Genomic DNA, 20,178 nt, shown 5'->3' with positions numbered 1-20,178 from the left:
CCGTGGCGCGCTCAGTCGACGGCAGAGAGCCGGTGGGCGAAGCGGCGGACGGCATCGGTGAAGGCATCGGGGTCGTCGAAGTTCGCGAGGTGTCGTGCCCGCGGGATCAATTCGACGCGAGCGTGCGGGTGCGCGCGGGCGAAGTCCGTCTCCCCGGCCCGGAAGACGGTGTCCTTCTCGCCGTTCAGGATGAGGACCGGAGCCTTCACCCCACGCATCGCACCCGCGTCGAAGCGTCCGAGTACCTCCTCCCAGGCTGCCGGCAGGGTATGGAAGGCGTAGCCGGACCGGATGGTCGCCTCCACCACTTCCCGGGGGTAAAGCCGCAGCAGCAGCCGGTCGTTCCACCGGGCCAGGCGATCCGCAGGCATACGAGGGACCAGCCTGGCGACCCACCGGTAGGGCACTGACCAGAGGCCGCGGGTGGAGGCACTGGCTCCCGCGAGGATCAGCCCGCGCAGGCGTTCCGGACAGCGCCGCGCGAACTCCAGCGAGGCGTATCCGCCGAGTGAGTGCCCGACGACCAGAGCCGGCCCGCGGTCGAGCGAGTCCACCGCGGAAGCGATGATTTCCGTCGCGGCGCTCAGGCTCCAGGGCTGAGCCGAGCGCTCCCCGTGGCCGGGCAGGTCGACGGCGACCACCGGGAATTCGTCCCGGAGCGCGGCGAGCTGCATGCTCCACTGTCCCGCGCTGAAGCGCGTCCCGTGAACGAAGACCACGGGCACCGCGTCCGCTGTCGTCATCAGCCTCCCCCCCAGGCGACACCGTCCTCGAGCCGGCCCCACCGGCGGGGCCCACCCCGCGATCGAGGCAGGTGCCGGAAGGTGCTCGAACGGCTGACTGTACGCCGCTCGGTCACAGGTCTGCGGAAGACGGGAACGGGGGCGTCCAAGAGCGTCGTGCGACGAACAAGGCCGACGGCGCGAGCCCCTGCTGGACCTGTCGCTGTCTTCGTACGGTCACCGGCCCCTTGGCATCGATCGTCTAGGACGACTCGCGCACCACCAGCTCCGTCGGCAGCGTGATCTGCTGCCGGGGCGCGCCGTGCTGGGTGATGTCGGTGAGGATCCGGGCCATGGTCCGGCCCAGTTCCTCCACCGGCTGGCGCACCGTCGTCAGGGGCGGGTCGGTGTGGCGGGCGAGGACGGAGTCCTCGAATCCGACCACGGCGACATCGCCGGGTACCTGCCGTTTCCAGCGGCGCAGTTCGGCCAGGGCGCCGACCGCCATGAGGTCGGAGGCGGCGAAGACGGCGTCCAGGTCCGGGGCGCGTTCAAGAAGCGAACGCATGGCGCGGCCACCGCTCTCCTCGGTGAAGTCGCCCGTCTCGACCAGGAGTTCGTCCGCCGGCACTCCCGCCTCGTGGTGGGCGGTGCGCCATCCGGCGAGCCGGCTGCGGCCGACGTCCATGTCCTGGGGGCCGGTGATCGTGGCGATCCGCGTCCGGCCGCTGTGCAGCAGGTGCCGGACGGCCGCGGCGGCCCCTGAGGCGTTGTCGGAGTTGACGTAGCTCAGTTGCTCGCCCGCGTCGCGGCGGCCGGCCAGCACGGTGGGCAGGCCCATCTCCTCCAGCATTCCGGGCAGCCGGTCCTCGGCGTGGACGGAGACCAGGAGGACGCCGTCCACACGGCGCGCCGCCACCGACTCGGTCAGCTGGTCCCGCTCGGCCTGGTCGCGCACGAGCATGAGCTGCAGCTGGGTCCGGCTCTCGGCGAGGGCGCCGCTGACGCCCCGGATCAGCGCGGCGAAGAACGGCTCCGAGCCGAGCCGGCTCTCCGACTCCGGGATCACCAGGGCCACGGCGTTGGTGCGGTTGGTCACCAGGCCGCGGGCGACCGAGTTGGGGACGTAGTTGAGCTCCTTGATCGCCGCCAGGACCCTGGAGCGGGCGTCGGCGCTGACCAGATCCGAGCCGTTGACGACGCGGGACACCGTGGTGCGGCCCACGCCGGCACGGGCGGCGACCGTCTTGATCGTGGGCCGGCGGTTCCCAGCCATGCGCTCCCCCTCCCTCGGCAGCCGCGGCGGCCTCGGCCGCGGGGATGACCAGCGGCAATTGTTGCAGATGCCGCCGCGGGCGGAGCACCCCCGAAAGCTTCGGGAACGAGCGCCGGGCAGCGGGACCGGGGGAGAAGTCGGTTCAAGTCATTGACAGATCCCTCGCGGGCCAGGAGTCTTCGGTGCGGCGATGGGAACGTGCCCACCCTTAAGTGGGCACGTTCCCACCCGTTGTCGAAACCGCTGCGGCCACCGCAGAACTCGTCACCCCGGTGTGTCGGCGCCGTCGCTAGGAGGAGATCCATGGGCACTCTCGGTTCGTTGCGCACGAAGGCGGTGGCGACAGCCGCGGCCGTCGGCTCGCTGGCACTCGTGGTGGGCTGCAGCAGCGGCGACGACTCGGTCACCGGCGGCGGCAAGAAGGACGGCAAGGTCGTCATCACCATGGGTCTGTACGGGGTGATGGGCCTCAAGGAGACGGGCCTTCTCGAGCAGTACGAGAAGGAGAACCCGAACGTCGACATCAAGGCCGAGGTCGCCGGCGACGAGCAGACCTACTACACCGCGCTGCAGACCCGGCTCGCGGCGGGCAAGGGCCTGAAGGACATCCAGGGCATCGAGATCGGCCGGGCCAAGGAGATCACCGAGACCCAGGCGGACAAGTTCGCGGACTTCTCCGACGTGCCCGACACCGACCACTTCCTGCCCTGGAAGGAGTCCCAGATCAGCACCGGGGACGGCAAGGTGCTGGGCCTGGGCACCGACATCGGCCCGATGGCCGTCTGTTACCGCAAGGACTACTTCGAGAAGGCGGGCCTGCCCACCGACCGCGAGGAGGTCGCCGAGCTGTGGGAGGGCGACTGGAAGAAGTACGTCGAGGCCGGCCGCACCTTCAAGAAGGGCTTCAAGGGTGACGGCGTGGCCTACATGGACGCGGCCAGCGGCCTGTTCAACGCCATGGTCTACGGCCATCCCGAGCAGTACTACGACGAGCAGGGCGAGCTGATCTACGACAGGAACCCGGCCGTCAAGGAGGCCTGGAACCTCGCCGCCGACGCCGCCGAGGACGGCCTGACCGCCAAGCTCCGCCAGTTCCAGCCGGGTTGGGACCCGGGCCTGGCCAACGGCACGTTCGCCACGGCCGTCTGCCCGGCGTGGATGCTCAGCCACATCAGCGAGAAGGCGGGTGAGGCGAACAAGGGCAAGTGGGACGTCGCCAGGGCCCCCAAGGGTGCCAACTGGGGCGGTTCCTTCCTCGGCGTGGTGGAGAAGAGCCCGGTGAAGGAGGAGGCCAAGAAGCTCGTCGCGTGGCTGACCGCGCCCGAGCAGCAGGCCCACATCTTCAAGGAGATCGGCAACATCCCGTCCTCGCGGGAGGCGCTGGAGAGCGACGGGGTGAAGAACGCCGAGTCGGAGTACTTCAGCAACGCGCCGATCGGCCGGATCTTCGGTGCCGCCGCCCAGGAGATCCCCGCCAAGCAGGTCCTGGGGCGCAAGGACGGCGCCATCAAGGAAACCTTCTCCCAGGGCCTGACCCTGATCGAGCAGCAGGGCACCTCGCGTGACGAGGCGTGGAAGACCACCGGGGAACGCATCGAGAAGGCGGTCGGCTGACCCCTCCCCCTGAGGCCTTCCGGGCCCGCCGGCACATCCCGCGGCGGGCCCGGGGCCCGGACCACACATCCGTATCCCAGGAAGGAAAGTCCGGTGGCCACCTCCACCACCAGGGCCCTGGCCGGCGAGGAGCCGCCGGGCCCGCCGCCGAAGACGGGCGGCGAGGGCACCGCCCGGCGGCGCGGCGCGCTGCTGCACCGGCTGGACGTCAAGGGCGCCCCGTACGCGTTCGTCGCGCCCTTCTTCGTCGTCTTCGCCGCCTTCAGTTTCTACCCCCTCGTCTACACGTCGTGGATCTCCCTGCACCAGGTGGAACTGGCCACCCTCGACGTCATGGAGTGGGTGGCGTTCGACAACTACGTCGCACTCTGGAACGACTCGCGGTTCTGGAACGCGCTGCTGAACACCTTCACCCTCGGCGTCCTCTCCACGGTGCCGCAGCTGCTGATGGCGCTCGGCCTGGCACACCTGCTCAACTACCGGATGCGCGCCTCGCTGTTCTTCCGCGTCGCCTCGCTGGTCCCCTACGCCACCTCGGTCGCCGCGGCGGCCCTCGTGTTCACCATGATCTTCGAACGCGACTTCGGCATGATCAACTGGGCGCTCGGCACGGTCGGCATCGACCCGGTGGACTGGGAGGCCGACAAGTGGCCCGCCCAGATCGCGATCTCCACCATCGTCATCTGGCGCTGGACCGGCTACAACGCGCTGCTCTACCTGGCCGCCATGCAGGCCATCCCCGCCGACCGGTACGAGGCGGCCTCCCTCGACGGCGCCTCGCGGTGGAAGCAGTTCACCCAGGTCACCGTCCCGGGGATCCGCTCCACCATCGTCTTCACGATCGTGCTCTCCACGATCGGCGCCACCCAGCTGTTCGGTGAGCCGCTGATCTTCGGCCAGGGACCCAACGGCGTCAGCGGCGGCGCGGACAACCAGTACCAGACGCTGGGCCTGCTGCTGTACGAGGAGGGCTGGAAGAACTACCAGATGGGCCGCTCGGCGACCGTCGCCTGGACGATGTTCCTGCTGCTCGTCCTCGTCTTCGCGGCGCAGCGCCTGATCAGGCGCGCGCGCTCCCGTACGTCCTGACCTGGAGTCGCCATGACCACCCACAGCCTCCCGGCCCGGACGGACACCCCGGCCCGGACCCCCGCCGAGAAGACCGGCCGCGGCGGCCGGCTGCTGCGCCAGCGCGCCGGCCGTCAGCACCACGCGGGCCCGCTCGCCTACCTCCTGCTCGCCGTCATGGCGCTGCTGTCGATCTTCCCGCTGTACTGGACGATGGTGGCGGCCTCCACCGACAACACCCGGGTCAGCCAGACACCGCCGCCCTTCCTGCCCGGCCCGAACCTGTTCAGCAACCTCGCCCGGGCCTGGGACGAGGCCGCGATGGGCAAGGCCATGATCAACAGCCTGATCGTGGCCGGGGTGATCGCGATGTCCACGGTGATGTTCGCGACCCTGGCCGGATTCGCCTTCGCCAAACTGCGGTTCAAGGGGCGCAACGTCCTGCTCATGCTGGTGATCGGCACCATGATGGTGCCGCCGCAGCTCGGCGTCGTGCCGCTGTTCATGCTGATGTCCGAGCTGGGCTGGTCGCAGCAGCTGCCCGCCGTCATCTTCCCCACGCTGGTGAGCGCGGTCGGCGTGTTCTTCATGCGGCAGTACCTGTCGGAGGCGCTGCCGGACGAACTCGTCGAGGCCGGACGGGTGGACGGGGCGCACTCGCTGCGGATCTTCTGGAGCATCGTGCTGCCCGTCGCGCGGCCCGCCATGGCGGTCCTGTTCATGATCACGTTCGTGCACGCGTGGAACGACTTCTTCTGGCCGTTCGTGGTGCTCGACATGACCAACCCGACGGTCCCCGTCGCCCTCACCCAGCTCAGCGCGGGCTACGTCCGCGACCAGTCGCTGATCATGGCGGGCGCGCTGCTCGGCACGCTGCCGCTGCTGGTGATGTTCGTCGTCTTCGGCCGCCGGATCGTCAGCGGCATCATGGCGGGCGCCGTCAAGGGCTGACCCGCCGCGCGGGCCCGGCCCCGAGCCGCCGGGCCCCCACCCCGCCCCCTTCCGGTATTCGCCCGCCCGCGAACTCCCCCACTTCGAAAGGACTCACGTGGTCACCGAAGGACAGCAGACCGCGTCCGCCCCGGACGCCGCCCGTACCTTCCCCAAGGGCTTCCTCTGGGGTTCCGCGACCGCCTCCTACCAGGTCGAGGGGGCCGCCGCCGAGGACGGCCGCACACCGTCCATCTGGGACACCTACGCCCGCACCCCCGGCCGGGTCCGCAACGGCGACACCGGTGACATCGCCACCGACCACTACCACCGCTGGCGCGAGGACGTCGCCCTCATGGCCGAACTGGGCCTGGGCGCCTACCGCTTCTCCCTCGCCTGGCCCCGGATCCAGCCCACCGGCCGCGGTCCCGCCGTGCAGAAGGGCCTGGACTTCTACCGGCGCCTCGTCGACGAACTGCTGGACAAGGGCATCCAGCCCGTCGCCACCCTCTACCACTGGGACCTGCCGCAGGAACTGGAGGACGCCGGAGGCTGGCCCGCACGCGCCACGGCCGAGCGGTTCGCCGAGTACACGGCCCTCGCCGCGGACGCCCTCGGTGACCGGGTGAGGACCTGGACCACCCTGAACGAGCCCTGGTGCAGCGCCTTCCTCGGCTACGGCTCCGGTGTGCACGCCCCCGGCCGCACCGAGCCGGTCGCCGCCCTGCGCGCCGCCCACCACCTCAACCTGGCCCACGGCCTGGCCGTCCAGGCGCTGCGCGACCGCGTCCGCGCCGACGCCCAGTGCTCGGTCACGCTCAACTTCCACCACGTCCGCCCGCTCACCGACGGCGACGCCGACGCCGACGCGGTCCGCCGGATCGACGGGCTCGCCAACCGGGTCTTCACCGGCCCGATGCTGCAGGGCGCCTACCCGGAGGACGTGCTCAAGGACACCGCGGCGCTGACCGACTGGTCCTTCGTCCGGGACGGCGACCTGCGACAGATCCACCAGCCGCTGGACTTCCTCGGCGTCAACTACTACACGCCCACCCTCGTCTCCGATGCCGACGGCGGCGCGAGCCACACCTCCGACGGACACGGCAGGAGCGAGCACAGCCCCTGGCCGGGGGCCGACCGGGTCGCCTTCCACCAACCGCCCGGCGACACCACCGCCATGGGCTGGGCCGTCGACCCCACCGGCCTGTACGACCTGCTGCGGCGGCTGGCATCGGACTTCCCGAGGACGCCGCTGGTCATCACGGAGAACGGCGCGGCGTTCGACGACTACGCCGACCCCGCCGGCCAGGTCAACGACCCCGCCCGGATCGCCTACCTGCGCGGCCACCTGGCCGCCGTCCACCAGGCCGTCGTGGACGGCGCGGACGTGCGCGGCTACTTCCTGTGGTCGCTGCTGGACAACTTCGAGTGGGCCCACGGCTACAGCAAGCGCTTCGGCGCCGTCTACGTGGACTACCCGACCGGCAGGCGCATCCCCAAGGCCAGCGCCCGCTGGTACTCCGAGGTCGTCCGCACCGGCGTCCTGCCCGGCGCCTGACCGAGCCCGGTGCGGTGTCCCACCGCCGCCCCGCGCGGATGCCGCACCGCGGGCCCGCTCCCGCCCTCGCGCGCCGGGGCGCGGGAGCGGGCCCGTCCTCGGTGCCGGACGCGTTCGGCATCCTCGGGGCCCGGGGCGCCGGAGCCGGGCCGCGCCCGCGACGCAGGTGCTGACGGGACCTCCGAAGACGACCCGCATCACCCGGCCGGAGCAACCGAAGGGCCCGCCGGCCCCGGCGGGCGAGGTCCGCGGACGGACCCTCGTGGCGCGTGCCCGGACCGAAGGCGCGGATCGCCGCCCGCCCGCGCCGTCAGCGGCCCGCCCGCGGGGACCGGGTGCGGGAACGGTCGATCTCGCCGAGCACGTGGTCCACATGCGGACGCACCCGCGCCCGCAGCGCGCCGCTCCAGGTCTCCTCGGAGTAGCGGCGGGTGAGGTAGAGCCGCTTGGCGTGCTCGAGGACGGGGCGGTGCTCGGGCGGGAGCCGGGCGAGGGCCCAGTCGGCGGCGGCGTCCTTCGGTCTGATCCGGCCGGTGGCGAGCGTGCTCCAGACACGGGCGAGGGTCAGCAGGACGTTGCGGGTGTCGCCGTCCAGGTCGTCGAGCAGGCCGGGGACGCCCGCCAGGCTCGCCCGGACCAGGTCGGCGCGGGGCACGGGATCGAGGACCTGTGCCGGGCGCGGGCCGGTGAGGGGGTGGTCGCCGGCCAGTGCCGTGGTGATCAGCAGGGCCAGATCGGGCATCGGCTCCGGCCGGGGAACCTTCCCGGCCTCGTACTCGGCGCGCAGCCACTCGCCGTACAGGAAGTCGCCGATCGGCGGGTACCGCCACGGCCGGACCTCGGACCGGACGACCACCGTGAGCTCGACCGGGCGGGCCGTGTCCCCGCAACCGGAGATGTCGAGCAGCCCGCCCAGGAGCGCCCGTCGCCGCTGTTCGTCCATCCGCCGCCGGGACACGACCAGCACATCCACGTCGCTGGCCGGTCTGAGGCCGCCGAGCACGGCGGACCCGTGGAGGTAGGTGCCGAGGGCGTCCGGCCCCAGCACATCACCGACCAGCCCCACGGTCTCCCGAATCAGATCCACCGGGCGAGTGTCTCCCGCCGCACGGGCCGACCGCACGCCATCACCGGACGTGGGGTGCCGCTTCTCCGTCTTTTCTCCGCCCCCTCTCCGCTCCTCTCCGGTCCTCCGCCGCCGGACGGCGCGGCCGGTGGACCACGGCAGCCGGGCCGTGCGGAGCGGGCCGATATGAAGTTGCGCCGTGTGTTCGCGCCGACGGAGGATGACCCGTCGTGACCTCCAAGCTCTCCGCGGTGCTGCCCGACCTCTCGCCCTGGCGTTCCTCCCGTGACTTCCGGCTCCTGTGGGCGCAGGGACTGATCACGTACTTCGGCAGCTTCATGGCCCTGGTCGCCCTGCCGCTCCAGATCAAGGAGCTGACCGGCTCACCGCTCGCGGTGGGCGCGATGGGCGCGGTCGAACTGGTGCCGCTGGTGATCTTCGGGCTGTACGGCGGGGCGCTCGCGGACGCGGTGGACCGCGGCAGGGTCATCCTGCTCACCGAAGCCGGGCTGGGGCTGCTGGCGGTGGTCCTACTGGTCAACGCGATGCTGCCGGAGCCGATGCTGTGGCCGCTGTACGTGGTGGCGGCCGGTGTGGCGGCCCTGGCCGGGCTCCAACGGCCCGCGCTGGACTCCCTGTTGGCCCGGATCGTGCCGCACGACCAGCTCGCGGCGGCGGCCGCGCTGAACGCGTTGCGCTGGCAGATCGGGGCGATCGCCGGACCCGCGGTGGCGGGCCTGGTGGTGGCCTACGCCGGCAACGCCCCGGCCTACGCGACGACGGTGATCTGCTTCATCGCCTCGGTGCTGATGTGCCTGCGGCTCTCGCCCGCGCCGCCTGCGGAGAACGCCGACAAGCCGTCGCTGCGCGGTATCGCCGAGGGCGCCCGTTACGCCTGGTCGCGACCGGTGCTGCTGGGTACCTACGCGGTGGACCTGGCGGCGATGTTCTTCGCCTTCCCGAACACGATCTTCCCCTTCCTCGCCGACGAACTGGACGCCGACTGGTCGCTGGGGCTCATGTACGCGGCCGGGTCGGTCGGCTCGGTCCTGGTGAGCCTGACCAGCGGCTGGGTGTCCCGGGTACGGCGGCACGGGCTGCTGGTGGTGTGCGGCGCGGCCGGCTGGGGACTGGCCATCGCGGCGGCCGGCTGGCTGTCCGACGTCTGGCTGGTCCTGGTGTGCCTGGGGCTGGCCGGTGCGGGGGACATGCTGAGCGGGCTGGGCCGCTCGACCATCTGGAACCAGACCGTCCCCGACGAACTGCGCGGCCGGCTGGCCGGCATCGAGGTCCTGTCCTACAGCGTCGGCCCCCAGCTCGGTCAGGTCCGCGCGGGCGCGATGGCCGGCTGGACCGGCACCCGTCCGGCGTTCTGGACCGGCGGCCTCGCCTGCGTGGTCTCCGTGGGCCTGCTGGCCACCGCGCTGCCCAAGCTCCTGACCTACGACGCGCAGACCGACGAGGACGCCCGCCGGCGCCGCGCCGCCCACACGGCCGCGGCCGGCGGACCGGGCACGGCGGACACGGCGCCCGGCGAACCCGGACCCGCGGTGGCCCGTACCGCACCCGACGTGCCTCCCGGCGCCTAGCGGGGAGCGCCGCCCCTGCCGCCGCGGCGCCCGCGGTCGGCCCGCCGGTCCTTCGGTTCGGGGGCCGTGTGGCCGACCTGTCGCTCCGCGCGGGGGAGCCCGGCGCCGACAGGGGACTCGGTCCTGGCGACCGGTTGCTCGTCACCGGTCCCGGCGGCCTCGGCAGAAGCCCTCTTCTCCCACTGCTCGCAGGGGGAGCGGCCGGTCCACTCGACCTGCTGCCGCTCGACGAGCCGACGGACCACCCGGCCCCGGCCTTGGCGGAGGAGAACGAGGCAGCCCCGGCCCGCTGCACCGGCACGCCGGTCGTGGTGACGCACGACCGGCTCCCGCGCGAACGCGTCCACGGCCCCGCCCGGAATTCCCCGCGGCCGCCGGGAAGACGCGCCGGGACCGACGGCCTCGAGCCGTCCGGTCGTCCGCGCCGCAAGTCCGGCCGAGCCGGGCCGGGCGGCCGCGAAGGCCGTCCGGCCCGGCTCGGCTCGGCGGTCATGCCAAGGGGGTGATCCGGATGTTGCGGAACCTGACTTCGTTCCCGTGGTCCTGCAACCTGATCGCGCCCGCCGCCGGGCTCTCCGCCCGGCCCGACGCGGTCGGTCCGTCGAGGGCCACGTCGTCGTGGACCTTCTCGCCGTTCCACACCACCGTGACGCGGGCGTCGGCGGTCTTGCGGCCGCTGTCGTCGTAGCGGGCCGCGCGGAAGACGACGTCGTAGGTCTGCCAGGTCCCGGGCGCCGTCGCCGCGTTCGTGTCCGGCGCCCGTTTCAGATAGATCGCCCCCGCCTCGTCGGTGCCCGGTGAGGTGTCGCCGTAGGAGTCGAGGATCTGGAGTTCGTAGCGGTCCTGGAGGAAGATGCCGCTGTTTCCGCGGTCCTGTCCGGTGACATCGGGGGGAAGCAGGGGGACGCGGAACTCCACGTGCAGCCGGAAGTCCTGGTACGCGTCCAAGGTGCGGATGTCACCGCAGCACACCTCCATCGACTTCTCGTCGGTGAGCGGCCACCGCAGGCGTCTTCCGTCGGTGTGCTGCCACTGGGCCTGCGAGGCGGCCGTCCCGTCGAACAGGGTGAACCGGGCTCCGTGCGGGCGGACGGTGATCAGGTCGAGGTTGACATGGCCGGTGTCGCCGGGGTCGTACCGGTAGGAGAGCGTGTTGTGTCCGGCGCGCAGCGTCAGCTTCTCGGTCCGGGTCGACCAGGAGTCCCAGTCACCGGTGGGGGCGAGCTCCGTCTGCCGCACCTTCTTCCCGTTGGCGTACAGGGAAAGGGTCTTGGTGCCCCGGAACGGGTTGGGTCCGTTGGAGTAGCGCAGGCCCACGTCGTAGGCGCCGGTCTTCGGGACCGTCACGTCGAAGGTCGTGGCGACCTTGCCCTCGGTGGCGTAGCGGTCGACGAAGCCGCTGCCGGAGTGGCCCGCGTGGTCGGTGTTGATGCCGGCGGTGCCGGTGAGGCGCGCCTCCTCGGCCTCGTACCGGGTGGCGGGGGGCGGTTGCTTGCCGGGCATCCGGTTGAGGGTGTACCAGGCCTCGGTGCTCCACAGCGCTTCACCGGAGGCCGAGGTGAAGGGGCGCGGGGAGCGGAGGTGCACCACGCGGCCCGGCTTCAGGCCGTCCAGCCGGAGCTTGACGGTACGGCCGTCCTTCGAGAGCGTCGCCGAGCGCACGGGAAGCGGTTCCTCGGCGATCTTCCGGCCCCCGTAGTCCGCGGTCGGTGTGTAGCGCCACTGCTCGGCACGGTAACGGGCGGCGAGCTGTTCGGCGGTGGCGGCGGAGACGGGCTGGGTGTACGTCAGGTCGAAGCCACCGGGCACGGCGCGCATCGACCGGATGTCGAAGGTGTTCTTGCCGTTCGGCGTCAGCTTCTGCAGGCCGAACCTGAGCTTGCCCTCCTGCCCCCAGTTGCCGTCGGCGCCCAGGCCGCCTGCGTAGATCGCGCCGTCGGGGCCCAGGGTGATGCGGTTGACGCCGGCCTCGAGTCCCTGGGTGTAGCGGAAGACGGCTCCCTGGTACTGGCCCTTCACCTTCTCCAGGAAGGCGCGCTGCAGACCGCCGTAGGTGACGTCGCCCAGCAGCATCTGGCCGGCGAAGGTGCCCTTCTTCAGATACAGCGGAGTGGAGGGCGAGTTGGCGATCTCGTTCTGCGGCAGCCACAGCACCGGCTCGGTGACGGGGGAGTCGTCGAAGGTGCCCGGGGGCTCGGTGTAGTGGTTGTGGAAGCGGCCCTGTTCGATCTGGACGAGCTTCGACGACGGAAGCCATCCGCCCTGGTTGTCGGTGGCGAAGAGGCCGCCGCCGGGGCCCCAGCCGATGCCGTTGGGGGTCCGCAGACCGCCCGCGACGGGGCTGATGCGCCCCGTCTTCTTGCTGACCTTGTACGTGATCCCGCGCCCGGGCGCGGGCTGCGGGGTGGTGGTCGCGCCGCCGAGGTCGATGGCGACGGAGAGGTTCACGTAGAAGTAGCCGTCCCGGTAGAGCAGACCGAAGGCGAACTCGTGGAAGTTCCCGCCGTACGGCCAGGTGGCGACCGTGCGGTACTCGTCGGTCACCCCGTCGCGGTCCTTGTCGACCAGCCGGGTCAGCTCGTGCTTCTGCGAGACGTACAGCGAACCGTCCACGTACGCGACGCCCATGGGTTCGCGCAGCCCGCTCGCCACCTTCCGCACGGTGACCTTCTCCCGGCTCGTCCGGCCGGTCACGTTGTCCAGCAGGTACACCTCTCCGGCAACGTTGTCGGTGCCGCCCCACGTACTGATCGCAAGCCGTCCGTCGGGCAGCCAGTCCATACCGCTGACCTGCGGCTCGAAGCCGTCCGGACGCAGGTCGGTGAGGGTCAGGTCGGGGCGTACGGAGGTCAGGGGCAGGCCGTCGCCGGGGGAGTCGCCGCTCGCCTCGCACTCCTTGCGGCCCGGCGCGGTGACCCGGACGACACCGGCGTCGGTGCTCAGCGCCTCGCGGGGCACGACCGCGAAGTCGCTCTCGCCCGGCGGTCTCCAGGCCAGTTGCAGCCGTTGTCCGCCGTCCCGCTCGAAGTGGTCGATGCGCAACGGGTGCGGACCGGCGGTGAGATGGACCGTGCCGTCCTTCGGCTCGCTCCCGTGGAGCCCGTCGTGGTCGATGACGGTGTCGCCGTCGATGGTCAGCCGTGAACCGTCGTCACTGGTGAGGCGGAACGCGTAGCTGCCGTCCTCCGGCACGTTCAGGTAACCGGACGTCTCGGTGACGAAGTGGTCGGAGAACCCGCCGAAGTCGGCCTCCGTGGACCAGTCGACCGTCGGCATCAGTCGGTCGTGGTTGGGGGTCTGACCCGGCTTCAGGGTGCACAGCCTGCTCAGCGGTGTCTGCACGTCGAACACGCGGAGCGTGACTCCCGGTTCCTGGGGAGGCAGGTCGGCGGGAGCGGCGGAAGCCGGCGGGGCGGAGCACAGCCCGCCGGCCAGGAAGGCTCCGGCGAGGAGGGGGACGAGGTGTCTTCGGACGCGCGGGAACAGACGGTGGGGCATTGGTCCTCCACGAGTCGGGGACCGGACCGTGCCGGATATCGCTCCGGTCTGCTGCGGTGGCGCTGCACGTGCGCCGCCACGGTAGAAGGCTTCTGTTTGACATGTCCATACTTTGTCATCGGAGAGTTCAAAGTCCGGGGCCGTGTGCGGTCGGGGCGGTGTGCCCCGCGAAGGAACGGGGCCGACAAGTCCACGTCCACGCGGATGGTCCTGGGGCTGGACGCCGGGGGCGGTGCGCCGCGTTCGCGCAGGTGACGAATCGCTGTCCGGGGACGGTGCGGAGCCGCGATCATGGACCGGACACGGACCCGCCGCCGAGGAGGATCACCCCGTGCCCGTACCCGCCGACCCCACGGTCCTCCACCCGATGCCCGAGCAGCCGCGGGTGGTGCTGCTCAGGCCGCTGGTGAAGTCCCCGCTGATCGAGGTCGGGGAGTACTCCTACTACGACGACCCGGACGACCCGACCGCGTTCGAGACGCGCAACGTGCTGTACCACTACGGGCCCGAGAAGCTGGTCATCGGCAGGTTCTGCGCGCTGGGCACGGGCGTGCGGTTCCTCATGAACGGCGCCAACCACCGGATGGACGGCCCCTCGACCTTCCCCTTCCCCACCATGGGCGGCTCCTGGGCGGAACACTTCGACCTGCTCACGGGCCTGCCCGACCGCGGGGACACCGTCGTCGGCAACGACGTCTGGTTCGGCCACGGCACGACGGTGATGCCCGGCGTGCGGATCGGCCACGGCGCGATCATCGGCGCCGGCTCCGTGGTCACCGCCGACGTGCCCGACTACGGCATCGTCGGCGGCAACCCGGCCTGCCTCATCCGCACCCGGTACAGCGAGGAGGAGATCGCCCGGCTGCTGGCGGTGGCCTGGTGGAACTGGCCCGCGGAGCACATCACCGAGCACGTGCGGACGATCATGTCGGGCAGCATCGCCGATCTGGAAGCCGCCGCCCCGGCCACCCCGCACGGGTGACGCCCGTGCGGGAGTGCCCGCACGGACGCATCAGCCGTACGGTCGCGGGGAGTTCGGGCCGCCGAGCGGGCCGGCTTCGGAAGGCACCGTCCCACCGGCACGGTGACGGGGCACCGGGCCTCGCCCTGCCGGAGCGGCTCATCGAAGCCGGCGCGGTGGGTCCGGCCCGACCCGGACGGGTGGCGGACGAGTCCGGCGGACGGTGAGGCCCCCCACGGGCCGGGTCGGCGGGGGAGGAGGCTTCCACCCGAAGCGACGTGCCAGCGGGGGCGGTTGGGGCCTCAGGGCCTCGTCACTGGCCCACCCTGCCGTCGATGCACTCGCGCAACAGGTCGGCGTGCCCGCAGTGGCGGGCGTACTCCTCGATCCGGTGCACCATCAGCTCCCGGACCGAGGTCCCGTCCTTCCCCACGCGCGCCCCCAGGTCCGGGTGCCCGGCCAGCGCGGCGTCGGTCGCGGCCTGCTCGCGCTCCAGGTCGCGGAACGCGGCGTCGACCACGGCCTGTTCCGCGGCGGCTCCGTCGAAGTCCGCGTCCTTCTCGCCGTAAAGCTTCGGCAGCGGGTCACCGTCCGTGATCCAGTTGCGCCAGTCCCGTTCCACCTCGGCGAGGTGCCGGACCAGGCCGAGCAGCGACATCGTCGACGGCGGAACCGACCGGCGGGCCAGTTGCTCCGCGTCCAGGCCCTCGCACTTCATCCGCAGGGTCATGCGGTAACCCGTCAGGAAGTCCAGCAGCGTCGCCGACTCGCCTTCCGGACCGGGGCCTTCGTTCTCACGGGGGTCGTCGTCCGGATCGGTCCACATGTCGGGGTGGACGGTCGCCTGGCTCCATCGCGCGGGTCGCTCACTCATGCGCGCCATGCTCGTCCGCGGCGGTCCCGGCCCGCCACTGAATTCTCTCCGGGGGAGCCCGGGCGGTCCTTCACCGGCTGCGGAGCAGGAGCAGGGCGATGTCGTCGGCGCGGGCGCGGGTGCGGTGGGGGACGGCGTGGACGAGGCGGTCGGCCAGGTCGTCCAGTGGCCGGTCGCCGCTGTCGGTGAGGTGGCCGGCGAGAGCGGTGATGGACGCGGTGATGTCGGTGCCGGGGGTTTCCACGAGCCCGTCGGTGTAGAGGGCGAGGAGCGCTCCCGCGGGCAGCGGCGCGGTGGTCACCGGGTAGGAGGCGTCGACGTCGATGCCGAGCAGGGGGCCCGGCTCCACCTCGAGCACGCGGGTCCTCGCCGCGGGCGCCGGGCTGCGCAGGAGCGGGGGAGGGTGCCCCGCGCTGGCCAGGTGGAGGCGCCGGGCGGCGAGGTCGATGTGGAGGTAGAGGCAGGAGACGAACAGGTCGGTCTCGAGGTCCATCAGGACTTGGTTGGTGCGGGCCAGGACCTCGCCGGGCTGGGCGCCGGCGGTGGCGTGGACGGCGGTGCGGACCTGGCCCATGAGGGCGGCGGCGGTGATGTTGTGCCCTTGCACGTCCCCGATGACGGCGGCGGCGGTGGTGTCGCTGAGGCGGATCAGGTCGTAGAAGTCGCCGCCGATGTCCATGCCGTGGGCGGCCGGCAGGTACCGGGCGGCGACGGTGAGCCCGGGGACGGGAGGCAGGGTCACCGGCAGGAGGGCCTGCTGCAGACCGTGGGCGAGGTCGTGCTCGGCGTCGTACAGCAGCGCGCGGTCCATCGCCTGGGCGATGAGTCCGCTCAGGGAGACGAGGACGGCGCGGTCGCCGGCGCTGAAGGAGTGCGGACGGTCGTAGGACAACACGCAGCAGCCGACCCGGCGGTCGGCGACCACCAGGGGCAGGAACGCCCATGCCTGCTTGCCGCTGATGACGAGCGTCCGCGGGTGGACGCGGGCCAGCTCGTCGGGGTCGGCGAAGAAGGACGGGATGCCGCTGCGGAGGATGTGCCCGGCGGGGGTGAGGTCGGTGTCCAGCGGCAGGCCGTTCAGGCGTGCGATGACGCGCGGGTCGTAGCCCCGGTGCCCGATGACCTTCAGACGTCCGGCGTCGGCAGCGAAGACGACCATGCCCCGGGCGCCGAACGCGGGCAGGATCCGGTCGGCCACCACATGGGTCACATCGGCGACGGTGACGGTCTGGCTCAGGGCGGCCGCCAGGTGGATCAGCTGGTGGATCCGTCCCGTGCCGACGCCCTCCGGCGCGGCGCCCAGAGGCGTCGCGACACGGGGCGGCTCCTGTGCCGGCTGCTGGTCCTGGTGCGGGGAGATCAGGGCGCTGATGCCGCTGTCGTTCGGGTAGAGCCGGAAGTCCAGCCACCGGTCGGGCGGGCGCAGCGCGGTGTAGGCGACGGACTCACGGCTGAAGACCGCGGTGCGGTAGTGCTCCTCGTGGACGGGGTCGTCGAGCCAGGGCAGGGCCTGCCACGGCAGGGTGCCCAGGAGGCGCTCGGCGCTGCGGCCCAGGAGGCGGACGGCGGCGTCGTTGAGGTAGGTGATGCGTCCTTCCAGATCGAGGCTGAGGGCGCCGAGGGGCAGCCGCTGGACCAGGTCGGCGGCGGCCAGCCCCGCCTGTGCCGGATCGGGGCCGGACCAGCGCAGGGGCACGGCACGCGGCCGGTCGGGAAGGCTCAGCGGCCCGGGGGACTCGTCCAGCACCCGGGTGATGCGCCGCGAGTTTGACAGGATGTGCCCGCGTTCGCGGCGGGTGAGGGACGGTGGGTGGCTCTTGGACCACACCAGCACCAGCGCCCCCCAGCGGTGGACACCGTGCAGAGGGGCGAAGGCCAGCGCGAACTGGTAGGGCATCCCGGCCGCGGCGTGCGGATACAGACGGGCCATGTCCTCCTGCCGCCCCACCCACACCAGGTGGTCCTCCCGCACCGCCTCCGACAGCGGGCCCAGGGCCGACACCGCGACGCGTCTCCACGGGGCCACCGCCACCAACGGCAGCCCGCACACCACCGTCAGGCCCAGGACCGGCTCGGTCGCCGACAGCAGGTACACGCCCCCCGCCAGAGCCCCCGTGCGGCGCACCGTGGCGACGAGCGCCTCGTCCAACGCCCTCTCGCCGTCGAACCCACCGGAACCGCCATTCTTCACATAACAGACAGTACGGTGCGGACCGTCGGCGAGCGAAGCAACCGCCGCCACCGCCCGCACGGGCGGGTCGCGGTCCGCCTCCGCACCGGCCGTCGCTCACCGGCCGCCCGCGACCACCGCCCGGGGGCGATCTCGCCGAATGGGGCCGCTCCGGCCCGGAACCGGACACGGCCGGACAGGACCACCCGGCTTTCGTCATCGGTCCCCGTTCCGCGACGCGCCCCGCCCGCGCCTGCGCTTATCGTGGTCGGGGAGACGGTCGGGCCTCCTGATGACCTCCCCCCCGGCCGCCGGCCGACGCGTTCGGCCGGTCAAGCGATCGGCCCCGCCGGTGACGATCGCCCCGTCAGATCTGGAGTCGCTCATGACCACCGCCCGGGACCTGTCGATCGTCGCCGCCGACCCGGAGACCAACCCCGCCGTGGAACAGGGCGACCTGTCGCTCGCGCTGGCGGGCGCCGAACTGATCGACCTCATCGACTCCCGGGCGGTCACCCTCGACGGTGACCGGCTCGTGCCCGGCGCGTCGCCACGGACCGACGATCCCCTGCTGCGGGAAGCCGAGTCGCTGCTCGTACGGCGAGCACCCCACGAAACCGTGGTGGACTGGCTGTGGCGTCGGGGCCGTGACCTGGCCGCGCGCTATCGGGCCGCGCTCGAAGCGGAAGGACTGGTGGCGCCCGCGCGACCCCACCGCAACCCGTTCAGCAGGAGCCGTCCGGCACCGGTGGACTCCCCGGACCTTCGTCGTGCGGCCGACCGCTGGACGGCCCGCGAGCCCGTCCTCACCGGCCTCGCGGCCGCCGCCGGGATCACCGACCAGCAGGAGGCCGCGCTCACCGGCCTGACGGACGAGCAGGGCGCCGTACTGGGAGGCGTCTACGACGCCGTCACACAGCTGGCTGCCGTACGGCAACGCAGATCGATCGAGAAGGCGGCCTTCGACAACATCTGGCGGGGCCAGTGACGCGGTGAGAACGGGCCGGCCCCCGACCGCCCGGCGACGGCCCGGCCCGACGGCCGCCGTCCTGGTCCGACTCGGAGGCCCGCCCCCACCCCCCTTCGGCTTCCCCTCTCCTTCCGGTGCGCGGCCGTCCCGCGGCCGTCCGTGGCGTCGAGGACCGCCGCCCCTGGTTCCGGACGCACACACGGACACCTGTCGGGTCGTCCGGGTCACCACCGCGAACGGGCTCTTCGCGAGCGTCGAGCGTGAAGTGAAGTGCCCGCCCGGGCCCGGTCGCGCGCGGCCGGCCGGGGACCGTGCCGCAGGGGCGTCACGTCGTCCGGCCGGCCCGGTCCCGGTAGGTCTCGAGGACGCGCAGCCAGACCTCGCTGATCGTCGGGAACGCGGGAACGGCGTGCCACAGCCGGTCCACGTGCATCTCACTGGTGATCGCGACGGTGGCCGAGTACAGCAGTTCCTGGGTCCCGGGACCGACGAAGGTCACCCCGACGACGGTTCCGCGACCGGCGTCGATCAGTACGCGCGCCTTGCCGCGGTACCCGTCGGCGTACTGGGCCGCGCCGGCGACGCGGCCGATGTCGTAGTCCACGACGTCGACCCGGTGCCCGGTGCGCTCCGCCTCCCGCGTCGTCAGCCCCACACTGGTCACCTCCGGCTCGGAGAAGACCACTTGGGGCGTGGCGGCGCTGTCGGCCGTCGAGGCGTGCGCGCCCCACCTGCCGTCGTCGAGCGGCTCACCCTTGGCGCGCGCTCCGATCACGGCGCCCGCGATGCGCGCCTGGTACTTCCCCTGGTGTGTCATCAACGCCCGGTGGTTGACGTCGCCGACCGCGTAGAGCCATCCGTCGGGGACGTCCGTCACCCGGTAGGAATCGTCCACGGCCAGCCAGTCGCCAGGGGTCAGACCGACGGTCTCCAGGCCAATGTCCGCCGTGTGCGGCGCGCGGCCGGTCGCGAACAGGATCTCGTCCGCGACCAGTGAGCCCCCGTCGGACAGGGTGATCCGCACGGGACTTCCCGCCCCGCCCTCCCGGACGACTTCGGTCACCGAGGTGTCGAAGCGCAGGTCCGCACCGGCCGCGCGCAGGGCGTCCGCCACCATCTCCCCGGCGAACGGCTCCATCCGGCTGCGCAGTCCCCTGTGCCCGCGCACCAGCACGGTCACCCGGGACCCGAGCGCCTGCCAGGCCGTGGCCATCTCGACGGCCACCACACCGCCACCCACCACGGCGAGCCGCTCCGGCACGTGCCGGGCGGCGGTCGCGTCACGGTTCGTCCAGGGGTGGACCTGTTCGAGCCCCGGAAGATCGGGGAAGGCGGTGATGGTTCCCGTGGCCACGCCGACGGCGTGCCGGGCGGTGAGGCGCACGGTCCCGCCGTCCGCGGTGTCCACCACGACCTGCCGCGGCCCGTCCAGCCGGCCGTGGCCCCGCACCAGGTCCACGGACACGGAACGCAACCAGTCCACCTGGTCGTCGTCCTGCCAGTGGGCGGCCATCTCGTCCCGGTGGGCGAGGACCGCGGGAACGTCCAGCGGCCCCTCGGCGGCTCGCCTCAGCCCCGGTACCCGACGGGCGTCGGCCCGCGCCACCACCGGACGCAGCAGCGCCTTGCTGGGCTCGCACGCCCAGAACGAGCACTCCCCGCCGAGCAGCTCGTTCTCCACGATCACCGAGGTGAGTCCGGCGGCGCTCGTACGATCGGCCAGGTTCTCGCCCGCGGGACCGGCACCGAGAACCACCACGTCGCAGACGCGAGAAGTGCCCTTCATCCCTGCTCCCGTCCTCATTCGACTGCCAGCCGCCGCACGGCGCACAGAAGGGGGGAGGCCACTGCGTGACGACGGGACCCGTGCGACGTCGCGGCA

General features: G+C 72.4%; 14 protein-coding genes. 7 read left to right on the top strand and 7 right to left on the bottom strand.

The window, feature by feature from the left end; genetic code table 11:
- Positions 1-11 precede the first annotated feature (11 nt).
- Entirely contained in the window at positions 12-743 is a 732-nt protein-coding gene (locus CP969_RS04435; RefSeq protein ID WP_016827724.1) for an alpha/beta fold hydrolase, read from the bottom strand.
- Positions 744-984: 241 nt separating this feature from the next.
- The gene (locus tag CP969_RS04430) at positions 985-1,998 is read right to left on the bottom strand and encodes a LacI family DNA-binding transcriptional regulator (protein ID WP_004992334.1); all 1,014 of its coding nucleotides are present in this window, start codon (positions 1,996-1,998) and stop codon (positions 985-987) included.
- A gap of 303 nt (positions 1,999-2,301) precedes the next feature.
- Between CP969_RS04430 and CP969_RS04425 the strand changes: the two genes are divergently transcribed.
- The 4 genes from CP969_RS04425 to CP969_RS04410 all read left to right on the top strand — a co-directional run bounded on the left by CP969_RS04425 (position 2,302) and on the right by CP969_RS04410 (position 7,168).
- Positions 2,302-3,612: an ABC transporter substrate-binding protein gene (locus CP969_RS04425; RefSeq protein ID WP_004992335.1), complete on the top strand. Its 1,311-nt coding sequence runs from the start codon at positions 2,302-2,304 to the stop codon at positions 3,610-3,612.
- 93 nt (positions 3,613-3,705) lie between these two features.
- Positions 3,706-4,701, top strand: coding sequence for a carbohydrate ABC transporter permease (locus CP969_RS04420; protein ID WP_016827725.1), 996 nt, complete (start codon positions 3,706-3,708; stop codon positions 4,699-4,701).
- A 12-nt stretch (positions 4,702-4,713) separates the two neighbouring features.
- Positions 4,714-5,631 carry a carbohydrate ABC transporter permease gene (locus CP969_RS04415; RefSeq protein ID WP_016827726.1) on the top strand — a complete coding sequence of 306 codons (918 nt, stop codon included), beginning with the start codon at positions 4,714-4,716 and terminating at the stop codon, positions 5,629-5,631.
- A 97-nt stretch (positions 5,632-5,728) separates the two neighbouring features.
- Positions 5,729-7,168: a GH1 family beta-glucosidase gene (locus CP969_RS04410; protein WP_016827727.1), complete on the top strand. Its 1,440-nt coding sequence runs from the start codon at positions 5,729-5,731 to the stop codon at positions 7,166-7,168.
- 310 nt (positions 7,169-7,478) lie between these two features.
- On the opposite strand, the gene CP969_RS04405 is transcribed toward CP969_RS04410, so the two are convergent.
- Positions 7,479-8,255 carry an aminoglycoside adenylyltransferase family protein gene (locus tag CP969_RS04405; protein WP_016827728.1) on the bottom strand — a complete coding sequence of 259 codons (777 nt, stop codon included), beginning with the start codon at positions 8,253-8,255 and terminating at the stop codon, positions 7,479-7,481.
- 209 nt (positions 8,256-8,464) lie between these two features.
- On the opposite strand from CP969_RS04405, the gene CP969_RS04400 reads away from it, so the two are divergent.
- Complete coding sequence (locus CP969_RS04400) at positions 8,465-9,823, top strand: MFS transporter (protein WP_004992345.1); 1,359 nt, start codon at positions 8,465-8,467, stop codon at positions 9,821-9,823.
- 489 nt (positions 9,824-10,312) lie between these two features.
- Here the strand turns inward: CP969_RS04400 and CP969_RS04395 are convergent, their stop codons facing one another.
- A complete protein-coding gene (locus CP969_RS04395; protein ID WP_016827730.1) occupies positions 10,313-13,321 on the bottom strand; it encodes a 3-keto-alpha-glucoside-1,2-lyase-like domain-containing protein in 3,009 nt (1,002 codons plus the stop codon).
- A gap of 367 nt (positions 13,322-13,688) precedes the next feature.
- Between CP969_RS04395 and CP969_RS04390 the strand changes: the two genes are divergently transcribed.
- On the top strand, positions 13,689-14,303 hold the full coding sequence (locus tag CP969_RS04390; RefSeq protein ID WP_063744539.1) for a CatB-related O-acetyltransferase: 615 nt from the start codon (positions 13,689-13,691) through the stop codon (positions 14,301-14,303).
- Positions 14,304-14,595: 292 nt separating this feature from the next.
- Here the strand turns inward: CP969_RS04390 and CP969_RS04385 are convergent, their stop codons facing one another.
- Both CP969_RS04385 and CP969_RS04380 read right to left on the bottom strand, forming a co-directional pair.
- Positions 14,596-15,156: a DinB family protein gene (locus CP969_RS04385; RefSeq protein ID WP_399474232.1), complete on the bottom strand. Its 561-nt coding sequence runs from the start codon at positions 15,154-15,156 to the stop codon at positions 14,596-14,598.
- Between the two features lie 70 nt (positions 15,157-15,226).
- Entirely contained in the window at positions 15,227-17,347 is a 2,121-nt protein-coding gene (locus CP969_RS04380) for a SpoIIE family protein phosphatase (RefSeq protein ID WP_026085433.1), read from the bottom strand.
- A 364-nt stretch (positions 17,348-17,711) separates the two neighbouring features.
- Between CP969_RS04380 and CP969_RS04375 the strand changes: the two genes are divergently transcribed.
- Positions 17,712-18,314: a GOLPH3/VPS74 family protein gene (locus CP969_RS04375; RefSeq protein ID WP_004992352.1), complete on the top strand. Its 603-nt coding sequence runs from the start codon at positions 17,712-17,714 to the stop codon at positions 18,312-18,314.
- 307 nt (positions 18,315-18,621) lie between these two features.
- Here the strand turns inward: CP969_RS04375 and CP969_RS04370 are convergent, their stop codons facing one another.
- Positions 18,622-20,082 carry a dihydrolipoyl dehydrogenase family protein gene (locus CP969_RS04370; protein ID WP_026085434.1) on the bottom strand — a complete coding sequence of 487 codons (1,461 nt, stop codon included), beginning with the start codon at positions 20,080-20,082 and terminating at the stop codon, positions 18,622-18,624.
- Positions 20,083-20,178: the final 96 nt, after the last annotated feature.

It is taken from the genome of Streptomyces viridosporus T7A (assembly GCF_008704515.1).
Taxonomy (GTDB): domain Bacteria; phylum Actinomycetota; class Actinomycetes; order Streptomycetales; family Streptomycetaceae; genus Streptomyces; species Streptomyces viridosporus.
Note: the sequence above shows the minus strand (reverse complement) of the source record. Positions and strands in the feature narration are given on the sequence as shown.